The following is a 309-nucleotide window of genomic DNA, read 5'->3' as shown; positions in this document are numbered from 1 at the left end:
TCTTTGCCGACCGCAAGGCCGCCGATGCGGTCAAGAAGGCCCGCGCCGAGACCGCGACCGAACGCCTGAAGGACCGCATTGTCGATGGTGACCGCAAGGGGCTGGAAGATGACCTTGCGGAAGCGATGAAGGAGATGTCGCCGCTCGACATCATCAACACCGTGCTGCTTGATGGCATGAAGGTGGTGGGCGAACTGTTTGGCGCGGGCAAGATGCAGCTACCCTTCGTGCTCCAGTCCGCCGAGACGATGAAGACCGCCGTGGCATGGCTCGAGCCGCACATGGAACGGACCGAGGGGCAGACGCGCG

At 63.8% G+C, this 309-nt stretch carries 1 protein-coding gene; it reads left to right on the top strand.

What is annotated here, in order from left to right; translation table 11 throughout:
• The coding region (locus tag DY926_RS15975; RefSeq protein ID WP_148707825.1) for a B12-binding domain-containing protein at window positions 1-309 on the top strand (309 nt) is incomplete at both ends.

It is taken from the genome of Komagataeibacter melaceti, from assembly GCF_003403295.1.
Taxonomy (GTDB): domain Bacteria; phylum Pseudomonadota; class Alphaproteobacteria; order Acetobacterales; family Acetobacteraceae; genus Komagataeibacter; species Komagataeibacter melaceti.
The sequence above is the reverse complement of the archived record's forward strand: the minus strand, read 5'-3'. Positions and strand labels throughout refer to the sequence as shown.